Origin of the sequence: Pseudomonas sp. CFBP13528, assembly GCF_005233615.1 — a bacterium.
GTDB classification, from domain to species: Bacteria; Pseudomonadota; Gammaproteobacteria; order Pseudomonadales; family Pseudomonadaceae; genus Aquipseudomonas; species Aquipseudomonas fluorescens_AM.
Genome location: NZ_QGAJ01000017.1, coordinates 1 through 18,585, shown reverse-complemented (window position 1 = coordinate 18,585; position 18,585 = coordinate 1). Strand labels below are relative to the sequence as shown.

General features: G+C 52.1%; 21 protein-coding genes and 3 pseudogenes. 10 read left to right on the top strand and 14 right to left on the bottom strand.

From position 1 onward, the window contains the following. Positions 1–210 precede the first annotated feature (210 nt). On the top strand, positions 211–585 hold the full coding sequence (locus PspCFBP13528_RS23390) for a cytochrome c family protein (protein ID WP_137201625.1): 375 nt from the start codon (positions 211–213) through the stop codon (positions 583–585). Positions 586–634: 49 nt separating this feature from the next. On the opposite strand, the gene PspCFBP13528_RS23385 is transcribed toward PspCFBP13528_RS23390, so the two are convergent. Continuing rightward, positions 635–1,432 (bottom strand): NAD(P)H-dependent oxidoreductase, encoded by a 798-nt coding sequence (locus PspCFBP13528_RS23385; RefSeq protein WP_137201624.1) that lies wholly within the window; start codon positions 1,430–1,432, stop codon positions 635–637. 84 nt (positions 1,433–1,516) lie between these two features. Here PspCFBP13528_RS23385 and PspCFBP13528_RS23380 point away from each other — a divergent pair, with 84 nt between their 5' ends. Continuing rightward, entirely contained in the window at positions 1,517–2,431 is a 915-nt protein-coding gene (locus tag PspCFBP13528_RS23380; protein ID WP_065951230.1) for a LysR family transcriptional regulator, read from the top strand. Positions 2,432–2,437: 6 nt separating this feature from the next. Here PspCFBP13528_RS23380 and PspCFBP13528_RS27535 read toward each other — a convergent pair whose 3' ends face one another. From PspCFBP13528_RS27535 to PspCFBP13528_RS27965, 5 genes and pseudogenes are all read right to left on the bottom strand, one after another. After that, positions 2,438–2,614 carry a hypothetical protein gene (locus tag PspCFBP13528_RS27535; RefSeq protein WP_161594770.1) on the bottom strand — a complete coding sequence of 59 codons (177 nt, stop codon included), beginning with the start codon at positions 2,612–2,614 and terminating at the stop codon, positions 2,438–2,440. Between the two features lie 4 nt (positions 2,615–2,618). After that, positions 2,619–2,756: a hypothetical protein gene (locus PspCFBP13528_RS28110; protein ID WP_342671476.1), complete on the bottom strand. Its 138-nt coding sequence runs from the start codon at positions 2,754–2,756 to the stop codon at positions 2,619–2,621. A 31-nt stretch (positions 2,757–2,787) separates the two neighbouring features. Further along, positions 2,788–2,901, bottom strand: a complete 114-nt coding sequence (locus tag PspCFBP13528_RS28105) for a colicin E3-like toxin immunity protein (protein ID WP_269801680.1) — start codon at positions 2,899–2,901, stop codon at positions 2,788–2,790. A gap of 112 nt (positions 2,902–3,013) precedes the next feature. Then, positions 3,014–3,271, bottom strand: coding sequence for a colicin E3-like toxin immunity protein (locus tag PspCFBP13528_RS23370; protein ID WP_137201623.1), 258 nt, complete (start codon positions 3,269–3,271; stop codon positions 3,014–3,016). Between the two features lie 84 nt (positions 3,272–3,355). Continuing rightward, positions 3,356–3,544, bottom strand: a pseudogene (locus PspCFBP13528_RS27965) (detoxification); the annotation flags it as partial. Positions 3,545–3,881: 337 nt separating this feature from the next. Between PspCFBP13528_RS27965 and PspCFBP13528_RS23355 the strand changes: the two are divergent. Then, positions 3,882–5,630 (top strand): hypothetical protein, encoded by a 1,749-nt coding sequence (locus PspCFBP13528_RS23355; RefSeq protein WP_137201621.1) that lies wholly within the window; start codon positions 3,882–3,884, stop codon positions 5,628–5,630. An 82-nt stretch (positions 5,631–5,712) separates the two neighbouring features. Here PspCFBP13528_RS23355 and PspCFBP13528_RS23350 read toward each other — a convergent pair whose 3' ends face one another. Next, positions 5,713–6,081: a PH domain-containing protein gene (locus PspCFBP13528_RS23350; RefSeq protein WP_065951234.1), complete on the bottom strand. Its 369-nt coding sequence runs from the start codon at positions 6,079–6,081 to the stop codon at positions 5,713–5,715. A gap of 158 nt (positions 6,082–6,239) precedes the next feature. On the opposite strand from PspCFBP13528_RS23350, the gene PspCFBP13528_RS23345 reads away from it, so the two are divergent. Further along, positions 6,240–6,875 carry a LysE family translocator gene (locus PspCFBP13528_RS23345; protein ID WP_137201620.1) on the top strand — a complete coding sequence of 212 codons (636 nt, stop codon included), beginning with the start codon at positions 6,240–6,242 and terminating at the stop codon, positions 6,873–6,875. 7 nt (positions 6,876–6,882) lie between these two features. On the opposite strand, the gene PspCFBP13528_RS23340 is transcribed toward PspCFBP13528_RS23345, so the two are convergent. Continuing rightward, a complete protein-coding gene (locus tag PspCFBP13528_RS23340; RefSeq protein ID WP_137201619.1) occupies positions 6,883–7,212 on the bottom strand; it encodes a hypothetical protein in 330 nt (109 codons plus the stop codon). A gap of 218 nt (positions 7,213–7,430) precedes the next feature. Between PspCFBP13528_RS23340 and PspCFBP13528_RS23335 the strand changes: the two genes are divergently transcribed. Both PspCFBP13528_RS23335 and PspCFBP13528_RS23330 read left to right on the top strand, forming a co-directional pair. Beyond that, on the top strand, positions 7,431–8,327 hold the full coding sequence (locus PspCFBP13528_RS23335; RefSeq protein WP_137201618.1) for a hypothetical protein: 897 nt from the start codon (positions 7,431–7,433) through the stop codon (positions 8,325–8,327). A gap of 30 nt (positions 8,328–8,357) precedes the next feature. Then, the gene (locus PspCFBP13528_RS23330; RefSeq protein ID WP_137201617.1) at positions 8,358–8,642 is read left to right on the top strand and encodes a hypothetical protein; all 285 of its coding nucleotides are present in this window, start codon (positions 8,358–8,360) and stop codon (positions 8,640–8,642) included. Between the two features lie 2 nt (positions 8,643–8,644). Here PspCFBP13528_RS23330 and PspCFBP13528_RS23325 read toward each other — a convergent pair whose 3' ends face one another. The 4 genes from PspCFBP13528_RS23325 to PspCFBP13528_RS23310 all read right to left on the bottom strand — a co-directional run bounded on the left by PspCFBP13528_RS23325 (position 8,645) and on the right by PspCFBP13528_RS23310 (position 12,421). Further along, the gene (locus PspCFBP13528_RS23325; protein ID WP_137201616.1) at positions 8,645–9,115 is read right to left on the bottom strand and encodes a hypothetical protein; all 471 of its coding nucleotides are present in this window, start codon (positions 9,113–9,115) and stop codon (positions 8,645–8,647) included. A gap of 77 nt (positions 9,116–9,192) precedes the next feature. Further along, positions 9,193–9,567: a cupin domain-containing protein gene (locus tag PspCFBP13528_RS23320; RefSeq protein ID WP_065951241.1), complete on the bottom strand. Its 375-nt coding sequence runs from the start codon at positions 9,565–9,567 to the stop codon at positions 9,193–9,195. Between the two features lie 97 nt (positions 9,568–9,664). Further along, complete coding sequence (locus PspCFBP13528_RS23315; protein ID WP_137201615.1) at positions 9,665–9,988, bottom strand: hypothetical protein; 324 nt, start codon at positions 9,986–9,988, stop codon at positions 9,665–9,667. 48 nt (positions 9,989–10,036) lie between these two features. After that, positions 10,037–12,421 (bottom strand): PAS domain-containing protein, encoded by a 2,385-nt coding sequence (locus tag PspCFBP13528_RS23310; RefSeq protein ID WP_137201657.1) that lies wholly within the window; start codon positions 12,419–12,421, stop codon positions 10,037–10,039. Positions 12,422–13,085: 664 nt separating this feature from the next. On the opposite strand from PspCFBP13528_RS23310, the pseudogene PspCFBP13528_RS23305 reads away from it, so the two are divergent. Beyond that, positions 13,086–14,279: pseudogene (locus PspCFBP13528_RS23305) on the top strand (IS4 family transposase). Positions 14,280–14,418: 139 nt separating this feature from the next. Here the strand turns inward: PspCFBP13528_RS23305 and trkA are convergent. Then, positions 14,419–14,597, bottom strand: a pseudogene (gene trkA / locus PspCFBP13528_RS27960) (Trk system potassium transporter TrkA); the annotation flags it as partial. Between the two features lie 454 nt (positions 14,598–15,051). On the opposite strand from trkA, the gene PspCFBP13528_RS23300 reads away from it, so the two are divergent. Both PspCFBP13528_RS23300 and PspCFBP13528_RS23295 read left to right on the top strand, forming a co-directional pair. Next, on the top strand, positions 15,052–16,071 hold the full coding sequence (locus tag PspCFBP13528_RS23300; RefSeq protein WP_137201614.1) for a hypothetical protein: 1,020 nt from the start codon (positions 15,052–15,054) through the stop codon (positions 16,069–16,071). After that, positions 16,068–16,556, top strand: a complete 489-nt coding sequence (locus PspCFBP13528_RS23295) for a Panacea domain-containing protein (RefSeq protein WP_137201613.1) — start codon at positions 16,068–16,070, stop codon at positions 16,554–16,556. Before PspCFBP13528_RS23300 ends, PspCFBP13528_RS23295 begins: the two co-directional genes overlap by 4 nt. A gap of 448 nt (positions 16,557–17,004) precedes the next feature. Here PspCFBP13528_RS23295 and PspCFBP13528_RS23290 read toward each other — a convergent pair whose 3' ends face one another. Continuing rightward, positions 17,005–17,709 carry a DUF6602 domain-containing protein gene (locus tag PspCFBP13528_RS23290; RefSeq protein WP_137201612.1) on the bottom strand — a complete coding sequence of 235 codons (705 nt, stop codon included), beginning with the start codon at positions 17,707–17,709 and terminating at the stop codon, positions 17,005–17,007. Positions 17,710–18,144: 435 nt separating this feature from the next. On the opposite strand from PspCFBP13528_RS23290, the gene PspCFBP13528_RS23285 reads away from it, so the two are divergent. Next, positions 18,145–18,453: a DUF3077 domain-containing protein gene (locus PspCFBP13528_RS23285; protein WP_137201611.1), complete on the top strand. Its 309-nt coding sequence runs from the start codon at positions 18,145–18,147 to the stop codon at positions 18,451–18,453. The last annotated feature ends 132 nt before the right edge of the window (positions 18,454–18,585 follow it).

The following is an 18,585-nucleotide window of genomic DNA, read 5'->3' as shown; positions in this document are numbered from 1 at the left end:
TCAGGGTTCAGTAAGGTGGAGTGGAGGCTTGGCGCATAGGTTCGATTGGATGTTTTCTAAACGATGGGTGGTCGTTTGGCGGTGTGCAGGAGCGTGGTTGGGTGGCGCGGTCATGAGAATCGATTATGTTGAGCATGCCGGGTGGAGCGACTGGGGAGCGGCCGCTTAAACAGGCATAATCGAGCGCAACACTCGATGCGGAGCCGTACGATGAAGTTCGCCTTGTTGACCCTCGCCCTGATGCTCACCACCGCCCAGGTTGCCGCCGCCGGCGACGCAGAAGCGGGCGGCAAGCTCTTCGCCAAGACCTGCGGCGGTTGCCACAGCGTTGGCGAAGGCGCCCGTGGCGGCTTTGGGCCGCAACTGAACGGCATCATTGATCGGCCTGCCGGCACCACTGCGGACTATCAGTATTCAGATGCGATGAAGAACTCGGGGGTGGTTTGGAACCGGGACAAACTGGCGGCCTACATTGAAGATCCGAAATCGGTTGTGAAGGGGACGCGCATGATTTTCTGGGGCATCAGTGATCCGCAGAAGATTGAAAATATCCTCGCGTACCTTGAGACGTTTCAACCCGAGTGATGGCGTAAACGGTTGTCTCCAGCCGTCGCTTGGGTTTGTCGGCGCACGTCTAGCCTTCAGACGCCATGTCCTCAACGATATGGATCCGCAAATCGTGACGACCGGGGGCAAGCTGCGGCTTAAGGGTCAACGCCGGAATTTCATAGTCCCCGGCGTTCTGGCGACGAAATGGCAGAGGTTTGTCGTCGAACAGGTTATCCAGCCGAGCAGCGTAGGCCGCGCATAGCTGTTCGAATCGAGCGGCGTCCATTTTGCTGGTTTTATAGATGGGGAAGGGCGGCATGACAGTGAACCCAGGGTAGAACAGCACGCCATGCTGGATAGGAAATAGCAGGTCATCCAGCGCCCCGTTTACCCCTCGACCGCTGTAATGGGACTCCCACCCGCCCATGCTCACCACCAACATCGCCCGCTTTCCTGCCATGCTGCCCTCGCCGTAGCGATCGCCCCAGTGGCGTTCGCTGTGTTCGCCGACACCGTAGGCGAAACCACAGGCGTAGACGCGTTCGACCCAGCCCTTGAGAATTGCCGGCATCGAGAACCACCACAGTGGGAACTGAAAGATCACCGCGTCCGCCCACCGCAGTTTGGCCTGCTCTTGCTCGATGTCTGTCGGTTGGGTGCCGGCGGCGAATACACGTTGCGACTCCAGCGCTGGGTTGAAAGGTTTTCCATCGTCATAGCCTGGAGCGTCGTCCTTATCAATGGGCGCTTTCCAACGCATGGCGTAGAGATCGGAAACCTTGACCTCGTGACCCGCGCTTTTCAGGTGAGCGATCGCGAAGTCCCTGAGCGAGCCATTGAGCGAACGGGGTTCCGGGTGGGCGTAGATCAGTAGTAGCTTCATGAGGCGCTCCGAGTGGGTGTAGGCCTCACCGTAACGACGAACCCGGTATGATAGAAATGAATTTCCGAAACATATGGTATTTACATGCACAATACCTTGCGCCGTCTGGATCTTAATTTGTTGGTCACGCTGGATGCACTGCTGTCTGAGCAAAACGTTACTCGGGCGGCGCGCTTGCTCAACCTCGCTCAGCCGACCGTCAGCCTGCAACTGGGGCGGCTGCGAGAAATTCTGGACGATCCGTTGTTGTTGCCCGGTCCCCGAGGCATGTCGCCTACCGAGCGAGCCCGTGAATTGCGCGGGCCGCTGCGCGAAGCCCTGGTCGCGTTGGAAGGCGCGCTGAGTCCCAGTGCCGCTTTTGAGCCCGCATTGTCCAATCAGACGTGGAGGGTGGCTGCCAGTGATTACGCAGCAACTGCCTTAGTCTGGCCCTCGCTGGCGCTGCTCAGGCGCCTGGCGCCAAATACGCGCCTGGCGCTGTTGAACAAACATCCCGTCAGTCTTGCCAGTGATCTGGAAAACGGCCAGCTTGATCTGGCGTTGCATACTCGCGATGACGCGCCGCCAAAACTGCGTCAACGGTCTCTGGTTCATGAACGCTATGTGCTGGCAGGGCGGCGCGGTCATCCCGCGTTGACAGCCAAGCTTTCGCTCAAAGCGTTCTGCGGCCTTGAACATGCCGTCATGTCACCCAATGGCGCCGGGTTCGTTGGCAGCACTGACCAGGCACTGGCAGCTAAAGGCCTGGAGCGACGAGTCGTATTATCAGTGTCTAATTTCAACTCGCTCATCTCAGCATTGGCGCACAGCGACGTGGTTGCGGTGGTGCCGGAAAGGCTGGTGCGAGATGAGCCCGCACTGCACGTACAAGCGCCTCCACTGGCCATTCCGGGCTTTGAAATGCTCATGCTTTGGCCCGAACGACTGCACCGGGATCCCGCTCATATGTGGCTGCGCGACCTTATCGCCTCGACGTTGGCAGGCACCTGTACGCATTGATCGTTTCTACGTTGCGCGTGGTAAAGCCTGGGCGAATACCACACCGTTGAAGGTATGGGTGCAGCAGTCGTAAAAGGGTTTCATAAGCTCGGGCGTCAATTGCGGGTCGACCTTCTGTAACAGGCCGGCCTCGTCCACCCACAAGCCGCTGTAATAGCTGTTCTCATCCGTTCTCACATACATTGCGTCAAGAGTCCTTCTTAGGTTGCTTTGGAGAGGGTGGCCACGCGCCTTGGTAGCGGAAGGAAATCTGGTAGTCGAGGTGTTCGGGCTCAATCATGTGCTGGAAATACGGCTGAAGAGTCGTTATCCAGTCAGGCAACATGTCGAATACATCGGCGTATATCGCGGTTTCGTCACCTAAAACCCAACGCTTCGAGAACACTGTCTGTGTCTTCGATATCCGCTGAATACTCATCCGCCTTCAAGTTATTGCTGTGCTTTTCGTACCACCGTAATCTGATTTTCATGATTATTTTTCCTGAGCTCGTCTTTTACCTGTCATTCGACGCCTTGGATTTGCAGTCTTCGACGTTCGGTGGAGTTGTGATCAATTGCGCCCATGCATTCTCTTAGCTTGGATTAATCGCGTGCCTCCTCGTAATCAAACGCGACGTAGTAGTCGCTCTCTGAAAGAGCAATCTCGTGGGAGAAGTAGGCCTGTACCTGCGATAGCCACTCCCGCCGCAGTTCAAACATGCCGTTATTGACGTCTTCGTCTACCGACAATCCGAGCTCAGAAATCACGGAGTAATCGTTTCCTAAGTCCGCCGAATCCTCAGTTCCGATTAGCCACTCTGTGGTTCTGTCGAACCATTCCAATCTCACTTTGAGTCCCATGTAACCCTCGCAGATACTTTCTGATGTTTCGTTTCTTTTTTGGCCCTTTTAGCTGCTCGCCGGTTAGATGGTTGAACGCACCCATATGGCGTCCGGCAATTGGCAGGGCTTGATAAAGACGCAGCCGACAGGTTTGGCCAGCGTAGGTGCTGTGGCAGGAGAGGGTTCGTATAGATCAATCGCCGGTGAATAAGGCGCCTGCGACGGTTGCGGTGTCAGGATTCGCTGTCTGCGTAGCGCTTCTTCAGTAGGTGGATAAGAACGTTCTGACATGACCGGCTCACTTCCTTGTGCGAGGAAATGAGCCTACGGGGGCGAATGAGCGGGAGAAATTCGGCTTGTTCGATGGCCTGCGTGGGAAAAGTCAGCCAGCTACCCGCGACGCTTAAAATTGATATTTGAACCCTACCATCACAGGTCATTGTTGTGTAAGCCACGGCGGGCATGAGGGGGCGGGATGTAGGGGGTGGCTGCCGGGGGAGGCTGATGAAGAGGTAGGACGGTTCTGGTTTTGTTAGGATCCGATGAAAAAAGCCTTCTCTCGGTTGCCTGATAATTAGCAAGGTGGATATATGAATCCGGACAGTAATATTGAATAGGATGTTCGACGATGATTTATGAAAATGTTGATCCGCAACTGCTCGCCTTTTTGCAGAATCCCATGAAGTTTACATCGCCCGTTCCGCCCGCAGGCAAAAGCCTGAAATGGCATGCGCGAATGCTTTACAAGTTTACGATGCTGCGCAGGTTTATCAGTGCCGAGCAGGTACAGGCGTTGCTGTGGGAGAAAATTAGGAATAATTTGGAGAAGGCTGAAAACGCTCTGCCTCAATTAATTTTTGAAGATCATGTGCCGCTCAATCAGGACACGGTGCATCGTTTTACTGATGAGTTGTATCGATATTTCAGAATTGTATTTTTACCGTGTGATGCTACGTCGGCATCGCAAAATGAAATGCTCGCTGCCTTTAGTAAATCTTATGCCTGGGCGGCGCTTGAATATACCTGTAATAGAATTTCCGAGAATCTTGAGCTTCGTGCAGTGCACAACTTATCGATCTTGGCGAATGAAAGGTTGTGGTTGGGTTACTACCTGAGTGAAGTGTATTTTCTGATAGGTCATGGGCTCTTGAGCGCCAAGCTGCACGGGAAAACGCTAAAGATAGTGCCTACCGCCAAGCTACAGGTGCGATTAAAGGCTTACTGGCTAGCGGAGGTCACTGAAGCTAATTCTAATATCGGTGATATTTTAAGTCGGCATGACATTGTACCTATGCTGCATGAACGAGGTCGTCTGACACCAGAATTACGCAAGCTGTTGGTGGATCAAACGTTGGATAAATGTCTGTCCATACATTCGAACTACCTGTCGCCGACCATGACGAACCATCCTAAGTATCAATATTTGCGAGAGGTTGTTGATTTTGCAATTCACCTTGAGCTACGTGCGATGTCAGGTGAACGCTCGACCAGCGAGGAGTACATGAGAAGTATCGTCAGCCCGGCAACGGTAGATATGATTAATAGCGCTCTCGCTGGACGATTACCGACGCTTGATTCGGCCAGCAGTTTTGTTGAGTACAAGGGCGGCATGTATCTAAGGGGCGCGCTGAATTTCAAGTACGGGCTGAGAAAATTTGTCAGGTATCTGCTCGGTGAGGTGCTGGTTAATCAGAAGGGCCCTGACTTTGGCCATCTACTGGGTGTTGGCTTCGAAAAAGACTATGTTTTAAATTATATTCGCAGTCTCAATGACCCTCGCCTGAAAATTTATGAGGAGTTCAAACCAGGTAATAATGCGAAAATCAAGGGGTATGATGTTGATCTGATTATTCAAGATGTAGATGAGGATATTTATTATTTCGTGCAGGTTAAGCATCAGCTGTCGGAAATTCCTACCTATCTTTCCGAGCAGTGCGAGTTGTTTCTAAATGCGAACTTTCGTAAGGGTTTTATTCAGCAATTAGGCGTTCTGAAAGATAACCTTTCTGACGATAGTATCAGGCGCAAGCTCAGTCAACATGGATTGGCCGGCGCTCGCCCGGATAATACCCACTTCATACTATTGCATAACGTCCCTTTCTTGAATTTCTATGAGCTTGATGGAATTTTCTTCTACGAGTGGAACTTGCTCAGGAATATTCTACAGGGTGGGCGGGTACAGATTCGTAAAAACCGAAACATCGCAGAGGAACGGGTCATTAGCAAACCACGTTTGCACCGGCCGCAGGAGATGGTAGAAGCTTATTTCAATGATTCGCAAAGCGGAAAGCAAATGAGGGAGCACTACGATATTTATCGAAGGGCCTACGTTAGCTTTGCTTTTGATGACCTTGATGTGATCTGCAAGCTATTGTGAAGCTAATCGCTGCGGTGACGTGGACGTATGACCATGCTATAAGTACTGATCAGCGTTCGCGCCACCAACCCTTTCGAATTTTTCAGAGTAAGTGCTTTGAAATCAACCGTGAAATCTCCACAATCGAAGTCTTCCCGGTAAATTCAAACTTCACCTTCCCCAGCGACGAAAAGTAAATCTCCAACTCCGAATCCAGGTCGAACGTCCCCGACGTTTCCACTGAATACGCCACGATGTTCTTGTACGGCAGCGACGTGAAGTCCTTCTTGCTGCCGGTAATCCCCTGCACGTTCACCGCGATGATGCGCTTGGTGGTGAACACCACGCCGTCGCGCATGGCCTTGTACGCGTCCACCACTTCTTCGCCGTCGAGCAGCAATGAAGCCACGCGTTCGGCGTATTCGTTGTTCTGTTTGAGCTTGAAGAAGCCTTTGTTGTTGAAGTCGATCATGTGCCTGCCCTCGGGTGAATGGTGCGATCGGTGTATGACGTTTTGATCACGGATCTGTATCTAACGCGCGCATTTTGAACGCCCTACCATGGTGTCCAACTCTACAACGTTGAGCGGATGTTTCGCGTCGACAGAACAACCGTCCAGGGAGCCCCACCATGCCCGAACTGTCCAGCTGGCTTGCCTATGCGCTGATATCACTGGGCATGGTGCTGACGCCCGGCCCGAACATGATTTACCTTATTTCCCGGTCGATCTGCCAGGGGCGCACCGCCGGGTTTATCTCCCTGGGCGGCGTGGCGCTGGGGTTTCTGGTTTATATGCTGTGCGCCGCCTTGGGTATTACCGCGTTGGTGATGGCGGTGCCCTTCGCCTACGACGCGCTGCGCTTTGGCGGGGCGCTGTACCTGGCCTATCTGGCCTGGCAGGCGGTCAAGCCGGGTGGCCGTTCGCCGTTTCAGGTGCAAAGCCTGCCCCAGGACAGCCCGCGCAAATTGTTCACCATGGGCCTGGTGACCAACCTGCTGAACCCCAAGGTGGCGGTGATGTATCTGTCGTTGCTGCCCCAGTTCATCGACCCGAACGGCCATGGCAGTGTGCTGATGCAATCCCTGGTGCTGGGCTTCACGCAGATTCTTATCAGCGTGAGCGTGAACGCAGTGATTGCCACCCTGGCGGGGTCTATCGCCGTGTTTTTCGTCACCCGGCCGGGGTGGCAGGTGGTGCAGCGCTGGCTGATGGGGTCGGTGTTGATGGGGTTGGCGGTGCGGATGGTGGTGGAAGGGCGGCGGTAGTGGCTGGTTACAGAATGGCCTTCAGGTAATTCTTGAGTGCGTCGAGCGGGGCATTGAGGTCTTCCAGTGTCGGCGCCTGGCGCATGTCCCGCGTAAGCCGTTGCAGCTCGCGCCCCATCACGGTCGTGGCGCCGCCCAGTGATTCGAGTGCTGAGGTCAGGCACTCATCAAGCTTCAACCGAATCCCCGCCAAATCCCCCTGGCGCACCAACAACCCAAACACCTCGCGGTCGTACGCCTCCATCACCGGATCATCGCGCAAAACCGGGCTGCCGCCGTCCGTCTCGTGCACCAGCTTCAGGGCAAAGAGCGCAACCGCTTCCAGCGTCAATTCCATGGTTTTGGTTCCTGCGGTTTTGGGGGAGGGCGATGATCACTGTTCTGCGCGGGAAAAAAAAGACCCAATAGTGTGAACCGGTTGGCTTGCGCAGCCGTAGTGTCGGCTGCCCAAGGAACGATATTAATTAGCCATGCTCCAACTCGGCGTGCCAAGTGCACCCGGTCGCCAGAAGGATAGGGTGCAAGACCTAACCCACTACAAGGATGCAAACACTCATGCAGTCATCCCCCACCCAAACGCCATCCGCCACTGGCGAACTGATCGCCAGTTTTCGCCACGGCAAGGGTTTCCTGATCTTCAGTTTGATATTTGGCGTCGCGTTGCTGGGGCTCGCGGTATTTGTGCTGTACCTGGGCACCATCCTGCCGGCGGGCAGTCACGGCCCCGTCGTCGGCCAGACGTCGCGCGGCCTGTCATTCAGCTTCAGCAGCCCCCAAACCCTAATCTACTTCACCAGCGCCTTGCTCACCGTTCTTGCGTTGGGCGTGTTTGCCGGTTACGCCTGGCACAGAAAACTGCGTGCGCCGCGTTACAACGTGTATGAGCACGGCATCGAGCGCTTCATCAACGACCAGCGCGACTACACCGCCTTCGCTGACATTGAAGACCTGTACCTGTTCGGCTCCGGGCAAACCGTGATGACCGGCATGATCACCAACCTGGCCTATCGTCGTAACGCGTCGGAGCCGTTTCACCGAGTGATTGAAACCCTCAAGGGCTTTTACCAGTTCCAGCAGTTGGTGCGCGAGCTGCATGTACGCGCGCGCATGCCGGTGGTGATCGCGACGCTGGAAACGGGTGGGTCGGTGACGTTCAACTGCATCAGCTCGGGGCAGGTCTGGGGTAAGCGCATGAGCGGCAACTTCCTGAACATCACCACCTCGCCGATTGTGGTCAGCCGCGCATTCCTGCAATACCAGGGCCGCACAGTGCCGATGTCTTCGCTGCGCACCGTGGACCTCAATGCCTGGACCGAAAAAGTGGTGATCAAGGACGAGAGTGGCAACGCCGTATTGTCCACCATCGCCACCGGCATCCTGAGCCACGACCTGTTCCTCAACACCCTCGATGCGGTATTGGCGGTCGAAGAACAAACCCGCGAGCTGGCGTGAGCCGGCAGCGTTAAGGATGAGGACTCAACGATGATCTATCGCGGTGCAGGCTGGCTCACCTTGTTTACACCCGTGGCGATGGTGCTGCTGGTGATGTGGCTGTGGCCGGATCCGAGCGTCAAGCCTGGCAATACGTCGCTTACGCAAGTGTTGATGGGGTTCGGGATTGGCTCGGCGATCAACGTTGTGCTGGGCTTTGTATTGAATCGAGAGGTTCACGCCGACGGCGTGCGTCATCACTTCTTTTTCATGCCCATGCAATGGCCGGCGCTGGCGATCACGCTGGTGTGCGCGCTGATCGCCCTGTTGAAATAAGCTTACCGACCGCTCGGCAAGGGCGGTCGGGTTTCGACTTGTTCGAGGCTTATGCGATACGTGGTGTAAGTGTCGCCATCCCTCAGGTAAAGATCGCTGCGATAACGGCTGACGGCGCCCTTGAGTTTGATGTGCAGGCCGTTGGCGACGCGCTGGATGACCACGTCTTGCAAGTCGGTGTCCGAGACCAGGAACGGCGGGGTTTTGCCGAGGTACACCTTCATGGTTGCGTCTGTCGATTCACGGTAATCCATATAGAACTTCAGCGTCTTGGGCTCCGAACGGTCCCTGGCTTCCTCGACGATATAAAGCCATTCCCCCGGTATGAAGTTTTGCTTCAGGACTATTTGGGGGGGAAGCTCGGGTTTGTGCACATAGGCATAAATGAGAAACCCCGCAAGGCAGAGCGCGGAGATAATCGCCAGGTACTTTTTGAGCCTGAGCTTCAGGGCTTGCCATTCGGGTTTATTCATAAGTTTCAACGTTGGGTATGAAGACGGTGTCATTGCGGTGCATTGATGATAATCGTGTCCAGACCCAAAGGCAGTGTTCAAATCCACTGATCATTCAAGGCGGTACGGTCCCCACCTTCATGGCCAGTGTTTAAAATGCCCTTAGGCTCAATCATCATCAGCTTGGCTTCGCCTTCGGCGGCCGTGCGGTGCACTACGCCACGAGGGACCACATACAGTTCGCCTGGCGCCACATAGACCGGGCCGTCTGGCAGGTCGATACGCAGCGTGCCTTCCAGCACCAGGAATGCCTCGTCGGTTTCGGGATGGGCGTGCCAGATGAATTCGCCCTCGATGCGTACCACTTTGAATTGGTAGTCGTTCATCTCGGCGACGACGCGCGGGCTCCATTGTTGATCGATGAGGGCGGCTTTTTGGGTGAGGTTTATGGGGGCGGCGGGAGGCTGAGCCATGACGGATACTCGGGTAGGTGAGGACAGTCAGGTTAGCCAGAAGAATGGCGCAGGGCTTGAACGATCATGCAATAGGCGTCATTGCGCTGTTCCGAATTCAAGCCTGCCGCAATTTGCCCGCGAGCCAAGATAGCGCCATCGCCGGAATCGAGAGAAAAGCCGCATACAGGATGCCGACACCCAGCAACGGGGAAGCACCTGAGGTGACCAACATCACTGGGATCTGAGCAAGCATTACGACGGCACCTGCGGACCACTGGGCGCTTTTTTGCAGGGCTCCAAGAATCACCGACAGAGCAAGCGCGGCGGGGTAGATGAGGGTCCAATAATTAGCTAGGTCCCATGGCTCTTTAGTCCCCGTGACTGTTGAAACAACAGTCCAAAAAAATAGGGAAACAAGACAGGTGGCGATGAGTGCCATGATTTTCCTATTTCACTTTGTCGAAAGGCCGTTGGACGCAATCGAAATTTATTTCGATCGCAGTGAAGCCCTGCGCTTTACCACGTTGGCAAGCAAGCTGGAAAGCGATTCGATTGAATAAGGTTTCTGCAATAGCTCGAACCGCTGACCACCCGCTTCAATTTTGGCGAACTCGGAGCTGTAGCCTGTGGTGAGGACCACTGGCAACCATGGATAAAGTACTTCGATACGTTCGAACAACTCGATCCCGCTCATGCCGGGCATCGTGATATCTGAGAAGACGACATGAAAATTTTCCGGGTTAGTTGAGAGCGCGGTAAGCGCCTCCCGCGCGCCAGGTACCCAATGGACGGTATAACCCAGCTGCTGCAGAGTAGCAGAAGTGAAAGTCCCGATATCTTCATTGTCCTCTACAACCAGCACCGCATATCCCTCGCCGCACTCCGTAACTGCAGGTGCGGCATCAATGGTCTTTTGCACGAATGCCTCGACCCGTGGCAGATACAGAGTAAACGTGCTGCCAACACCCTCACAGCTACTGACCAGGACCTCTCCGCCTGATTGCTTTGCAAACCCGAAGACTTGAGACAGACCGAGTCCGGTGCCTTGCCCCACACCTTTGGTCGTATAGAACGGCTCAAAGATGCGCTCTAATTTGTCTGCAGAAATTCCCGTGCCGGTATCGGATATAGAAACCGTCACGAAATTTCCAGGACGTTCGGGGTGTGAGCGTACTGCGGGGAGCGATGTATTCGTATTAACGCTGATTGAAAGCTCCCCAACACCGCCCATTGCGTCCCGAGCGTTAACGAGCATGTTTACCAGCGCGGTCTCGAACTGGCTTAAATCGGCATTGATAAAACACGGCTCATCACAGATATCGATGGTCACACTGATCCGTGACCCAGTGAGCGTGTCCATCATTTCGCCTATTCGCACAACACTCTCGCCAGCGTTAAAGATTTCCGGTTGCAGCTTTTGTCGTCGTGCAAATGCCAACAACTGGCTGGTCAACCGCGCCGCGCGCTCTACCGTACTTGAAATCGCTTTGATGTATTTATCGCGGCGATCTTCTGATAGGACTGGGCTGCTGAGAAGATCTGTACAGGACTTGATAACCGTCAGTAGATTATTGAAATCGTGGGCGACACCACCCGTGAGCTGCCCAATAGCTTCCAGCTTCTGCGATTGCCGCAGCGCCTCCTCTGAACGCTTCAATGCCTCGTTGGCATCTTCCTCCGCTTGAGTATCCCGGCCAACAGCGTGGATAAAGTCTTTATCCGGCACAGCCGTCCAGGAGATGGTGCGATATGAGTTATCCGAATGCCGGTAGCGATTCTTGAAAGTAGGGAAATGCTCCCCTCGTTTCAGATCGGTCATCGCATCAATCGTCCGCTCCAAGTCATCAGGGTGAACGAAGTCAAGAAATTGGCTATTTATGAGGTGTTCTTCAGGCCATCCCAGCGTTTTACTCCACGCAGGGTTGACCGCCGAGATTTTCCCATCGAAATGAGCGACCAGCATGAGGTCTGCGGAAAGCCGCCAAATTCGATCACGGTCCTGGGTTTTCTCGACAACTTGCTGCTCCAACGACTCGTTGAGTTGGGCCAATGCATTTTGGGCATCACGCAGGGCTGTCATGTCGCGAGAAACGCTAAGGATTTTTTCGGGTTTCCCATCCGAGCCAAAAATAGGACTGACTTGAACGTGCCACCATTTCAGCGTCCCACCCATGGTGAAAGCAGATCCCATAAAGCTGGCACTCTTACCTTCGCGAGCAGATTGCACCGCAGCCTTGGCATCCACGTTTCCTTGATCCTGCCAGAAGTCAGGCCATGGACAGCCCCGTATTTCATTGAAATCGCTGACTTCCATGATCTCTTTACCCAACTCGCTCATGAACGTCAGGCGGGCGTCCAGATCCAGTACCTTGATGCAGTCGTTTATGCTCGCGAGAACACGGTCGGTGAATGCCTCGTTCTCCTCCAGTTTCAGCGCTCCGTGAACCTGCGTCGTGGTTTCGTGGACAAGGCAGAACATTCCTTCAGGCTTTCCAGTATCCCCATGCAGTGGCGAAAACGAGAATGACCAGAAAGTCAGCTCGGTCACCCCCTCCCGAACAAGTGTAATCGGATGGTTTTCAAAGCGGCTCGCCTGCCCCTGAAGCGCGCTTTGCGCAATGGTGCGTACTTGCTCCCATGCTTGGCCCCAAATCAAATGAATCGGCGCGCCTAAGGCAACTTCTGGCGCGCACGGGAGATTGATGAGGTAAGCGTCATTGAAGAACAGTTGTAACGTGTCTCCCCACACGAGGTACATGCTGTCGGGGGAGTTCAGCATCAGACTGAGTGAACTTTTGAGCGCCATAGGCCAAGATTCTCTGGCCCCCAGAGGGGTTGCAGACCAATCCGTTTCGCGTATGAGGCGCCCCATATCTCCGCCACCGGCAGGGAGGTCAAACGAAACCATGTACTTGAAAGCTCCCTCGGCCAAAAGGTGGCCAATACGCTGCGAGAATAGAGCAGGCATGATGTCATTCATGCCTGCTGCACAGCCATCTATAAAAAAAACTGGAGGTGCCTTCGGTCGGTTTTGGAGTCAGGCTCTGGTGCTGTGTTCAACGTAATGCGTGAAGTGAATCGTCCCAGGATTCATGACGTCGCCGAGTGAGCGTTTCTGGCCGGTTGCTGCCGGGCGCGAGCGGCAACTCTCAGTTGTTGTTGCCGACCCGAATTATGTGCAGACACTGAAACTCCCCGAGAAAGGTAAGATGACGGCCCATCCTGGCTGCGGCTTTGATTCATTGAGCGACCCGTCCTAGGTTGCGTCGGCTTCCGAGGTATTCACTAAAATCTTGGGGCAGACTAAGGCGATCATTGACGCCAAAAAAGCTGCCGCCGTGGTGGGGGGACTAGAACTTGCTACTGTGGCTGAAAGGTCTAGTGGAATCAGGGGAAGATTACATTTGAAATAATGGTGGTTTGACCCTGAGGGATCCCCGATTTTCTTAAGAAAAATCAAGATGTTGGAGTTGTTGAAGAAGCCTGCATGAGTCGGCAACTTGGTTTGCACCACACAAAAACAAGATCCCAAACCCATGCAGGCCATCCGATTTTTACACAGAGCGCTCGCTCAAGCACTGCCTTCAATCCACTCTCGTCGCCTGACAACACTGATGAGTTGTGTCAGTTCGTTACTGCAAGGCCGCCGCCTGACGCTGACAGCGCTCGGACGTTTTATGCCAGGTCAGGCATTCCCAAAACATGCAATCAAGCGGGTTGATCGGTTACTGGGCAATCAACACCTCAGAGCAGAGCGCCCGCTGTTCTACTGGGTGATCCTGCGGGCATTGCTGGGGTCGGTGAAGCACCCATTAATCTTGGTTGACTGGTCCCGAATTGATGCTCCCGGCAACGCTTTTTTGTTGAGGGCCGCGATACCTCTAGAGGGGCGCTCATTCCCTATTTATGAAAGTATTCATGAACGCGAGTGTTGCCCCAAATACCAAGACCGCCTGCTCAAAACACTGGCTGAACTACTGTCCGATGGATGTGTTCCAGTGATGGCTACTAATGCAGGTTTCCGGCGCCCATGGATGAAAGCAGTGGCCCCACAGGTTTGGTACTACGTGGCTCGTATACGAAATCGGGAGCTTTATCGTGGTGACGAAAATGAGTGGCTGCCCGTGCAAAATCTCTATGCTTTGGCCACTTCGTCACCCAATTCGCTTGGTCGGGTCGAGATGACGCGTAGCGCTGCGCACTTGATCAATTTGTGCTGCGTGCGACATTCAGCCAAGGGCCGAAAGCATCAACGAGTGACCGGCTCAATCGCCAAAAGTAAGCTCAGCCGACAGTGTGCCAGGTGTGAACGGGAGCCCTGGTTGCTTGCCAGCAATCTGAGACAAGACGAATGGAATCCAGCAAAAATCGTGGCGATCTATAAGCACCGTATGCAGATCGAAGAAGGCTTTCGAGATGTAAAAAGTGAGCACTTGGGATTAGGCCTGAATCTGCATCGAAGCCACTGTCCAAAGCGCATTGAGGTGCTGTTGTTGATTGCTGCCTTGGCCAACTACCTGCTCTTTTTAACAGGTCGGCAGGCACGGGAAAGCGGTTTGGAACGACGCTTCCAAAGCAACAGCATCAAAGAAAAGTGAGTGCTCTCATTGTGGCGACTAGGCTTGGAATACTGGCGAAGCTGCACAGATTTTGGAGGACGAGAACACTTGGAAATATTGGAGCGGGCTCTGCGTGATGAGGTGCGCCATCAAGCGCAGAGCTTAGGGTGAATTTGTGGGGATCCCTCAGGGTCTGACCCCGGTTTTACACGTATGGTTGTGATGCATACGCACGGGGAGAATTCGGCTTGGTCGACGAGCGTTGCTGACCAGGTGGAAGGGTGGGAGGTTCAGTTAGAAAGCGAGCTGTTCAGATAGAACTCAATTTCATCTGAACAGCTTGCGCTACATCACAAATGCATTTTCTATTTATGAGAAACATTTTATGGCGTGATCGAATTACTTGATTACGGTGGCGTCATGAGCGATCAATACCTGATCATTGCGGATGACCACGCCGATTGCCGTACCGGTTGGGAGGTTGATATTCCCTGATGGCGGAACGAAGAGGGCACGGATTTATTTCTCCTAGAAATAAACCGTGCCCTCTTATTGAGGAAGGTCAGGAAACAATGAAAGCGCTGGTGCAGCAGGCCTAAGAGTAGGGGATGGGACTATACCGGATGAGGTGTTCACTATTCTGGGTGTACGGCGCCTGTGCTTTCTACCCCGCAGTTCGCCGGGATCTATCGATGTGGCTAAGGTTTTTCGGGGGTGTACCGAGGAGGATGGAGTCTAGACCCCTAAGCATGGACGTGTAAGCCGTTCACCTTACTGAATTTGCTCCTACACTCCGCACGTAATTTTATTTTCGCCCGCGCTTATTTTCCTTTCGCGCTTGATGTTATTTTGAGATCATGAGCAGGAAATTCCAGGCAATTCCGCCGCGCTACTTCATTTAGAGCGATTAGTATTTTGAATGTTAAGGGATGAAGTGAATTAAATGGATCTTACAGCACCATCAATGAATGCTGCGTCCGCTTTGGTTTTGATTTCAATATCTTTCTTTTCTTTGTATATAGTGATTAGGAAAACTTTCGAAAAGGTAAGTGTTTTTTGGTTGGCTGTGAAGGCTAGTTTGGTGGAATTTTACGTTGGCAAGAAAGATCTGTTGTTGAGCTCTTTGTTGATAATGTCAGTGGCCTTCAGTCTTATAGCCGCGGGGGGAGGGAAGCTACTTGATTTGGATGCTGCTAAATCAGAGCGAATAGTCAACGGTATGCCTACTGACTTTATGCGGGCTAGAATGAGAGAGTTTCTGGCAGACAGCAATTTTAATTCTTCATTCTGGCTTATAAATCTATTGCCTGGCGCTGCAGGCTTTTTGAATTATCTAGCTTTTTCATATTACCGTAGAAAGGTCAATCTACTTACTGGAGCATTGAAGAAAAAGACCTTTGAGATTGATTCGGTTCCCCGCGTAGATATAGATTATTTGTTTGAGATTGAACTAAAGCAGTGGTTGCAGGCTTTGGGGCTGGATGAGGTGGTTCGGGCAACTGTTTTTAGAGATGAGGGCGTAAAGGGTAAATTTAGCTGCTTTGCGAGATACTGTTACGATGAAGATTATAAAGATAAAAGAGATTATCTTTATGACAGGGTCGGATTGCTGGCCATTGCTTGTAAACCTAGAGAAAGTGGTGTTCATCTGAAGCTTCCTGATCCGAGAGAAAATGAAGAAGCCTATTTTAAATATCATGCTCAGAATTTAGGCCTGTCTCTAGAGAAAGCTCAAGGCCTTAGAATGAGATCTCGTTGTTATATTGCGTCACCTATTCGGGACACAAAAGATACAAGAAATATCGGAGTGTTAGTTTTAGAGGCTTTAAGTGAGAATGGTCTGACTGCTAGCATAAATCATAAGCTTGAAAAGTTTGGATATTTGACAAAGCTGTCTTTCTTGATGGAGGTTGCTGAAGTTTTGAGACCAAGGCTTTCGGCTATGAAAGGGAAATCTATATGAGCTCTAGAAGTAAGCTTAAAGATTTGATTGCTTGTATATTGTTGCAATATCCTTCTCCTGAAGATTTGTCAAATTCAAGGTTGACCAAGTTGATTTTTTTAATCGACTGGAAAAGTTGTTTGGTCGATGGGCGGAAAGTATCAGGAATTGAATGGTATTTTGATCATTATGGACCATATGTTGAGGATGTTATTGAGCTAGCTAAAATTGATAGTGATTTCAATGTTATGCCTGTTAGAGGGCAGAGCGGTTCAATTAAAAATGTTATCGGTCTATCCAAAGGCTTTTGTGATGTGATAGAGCTAGGTGAGGTTTCTGAATATTGTGTTAAGTTCGCAATTGATCTAACGGCTGGAAAAAACTATGATGAATTTATAGAGTTGGTATATTCGTTGTATCCTGTGGTGACCTGTCCAAAATACTCAGATATTGATCTTGTAAAGAAAGCGTGCGAGTATAAAAATTTGATATTAGACTCTGATTGATTTTTTGTTGTGTTTATGCATGCATTACTACGGGCACTGTTTTTATCTGAGGCTATTTTTTTCAAGGAAAGGGGTTTAGGATTTTAGCTCTAGATTCTTCTTCAGCTGTTAGGGCGGCTGTGGTAACGCTCTAATGTGGTGCTCCAGTCTCTGTCTTAGAGTCGGTTAGCCACTCGAGTTATATTTTTTCGTTGCTTTCAAAGCAACGAACGGGCCTGAGTTTCCGAAACAATTTGACGCATAGGCGCCGCCATTCATTAGCGCTGTTGGCGCTTTTTTTGTGTCTGCATGTCTGTGTCATAGCAGCTGCGCGGAAAAAAAAGGGGGCGGATTTGTTGTCCTCTGTCCGCTTATTTCAGAAAAAATCCATCCACTTTTAAGTGTTTTTCCACGTTTTAGCTTCAGTGGGTGGTACGAATTACTGAGTTTTACTTTTCGTGCCTGCGTTTTATAGTATGTACTGTTCCCATTTTACTCCATGCATTACTAGACGGCCCGTAACCTTGGATAGTAACGCGAGCAATCGAGCGAGTCCTATCGCAGGATCGTCAAATTTAAGATAAGTATTCTCTCCCTCTTGTTCGAACAAAGTCCCCTCGTTCTTGATCAAAATCCCCTTGGTTAGATCTAAGTAAATATCAGGTTGGGAGCTTTCTGGAAGGGTGCTTAGTTTTTCTTCTATATTTATTAGCGGGGAGCCTTTGTAAGTTATAATGGCGCTAAGTATTCTTCTGTATGGCCAGGAAAGGTTTCCAAGTTGGACTCCTTCTCCTGTGCTTGATTTCAATGCCTTAACGCTTTGGATATTTGACGCGATATGTTCAAGTGTCGCTGGTGTGATTTCAGTCTTTATTTCGAATGTTGCTATCGTGGCCTCTTGGAAAATCAAATCATGCCCGCTAGCAAATGGTAGACGAGGCATCGATTTCAACATAAGGACAATATCTTGCTGTTTTGAGCGTTGACCATATGAATCGATGATCATGCCACTCACGACGCTAGTCATTTCGGGGAGGTGGGCAATGAGAAAGTCTTGAATCAATCGTTCTCGGGCTGAACCTGCAGTCGCTGAGTGCCCCAATACATTAGTCATCTCATACTGAGCACTCAACGATCTGACTGCTCCAGAGCAGTATTCGACTAATGGCTTCATTTAAGTATTCTCCTTGAGTAGAAAGCTAATATACGTCGTATTTGATTTCTATGAAGATGCACCCTTGCTTAGCGGAACTGAGAAACCGAACACTGATCACGATATTAATGTTTGTTAGGGACAGCTTCTAGCCGATTGGGGAGCTTTCGGAGTTCCCCTTACCCGTTGAGGCATGGCAGGGATGCCCACGATTTGGTTCCGCTGTCCCCTAACCTTATCTCGGGCTGCCCGCCGGAAACTTTTCGCCACAGATCCAACCTTCCAGCCCCAACCGCTCCTGCGCTACCTTCCACCGTCGCTTCCAACCCAGCGACCGGACCTGATAATCCGAAAACAATAGGCTCACTTACTTAGGAGCTTATCAATGAGTGTTTCTGATCAATCGTACCCTCGCAATCCCTTAACCCACACTTCCACCCACCTTGGAGGTGCCCAATGATCAACCCACCCCTCAACAAAACTCTCGGCGTCATCACCTTTTCCACCTGCGGCAAACACCCCAACCTCCACCGCCTTTTCCGCGTCAATTCCGGCGTACCCATCCGCGATGCCCTGCAGCATGCCTCCGAGCTTCTGCACTGTTCAAAAATGCTGGCATTGGATGCAGCGATGGATAACAGCGCAGATCGCTATGCCTGGGCAGCACATTATTTGGGGGAGATGGCGAAGGCGGTGGTGGATGATTTGGCGAATGGGATGTTGCCGAATGGGGTGATGGAGGAGGGGGATTCGGTTGAGGTATAGGCAGGTGGTTTGAGGGTGTTGGGGCTGGCGCAATCGCAGGCAAGCTGAACTGGTCAAGTAATCTTGGACACTGATTAAGGTTCACGCCGCCAACCTTTCCTTCACGACCGGCGACCGGTAGTCGTTGTAGCT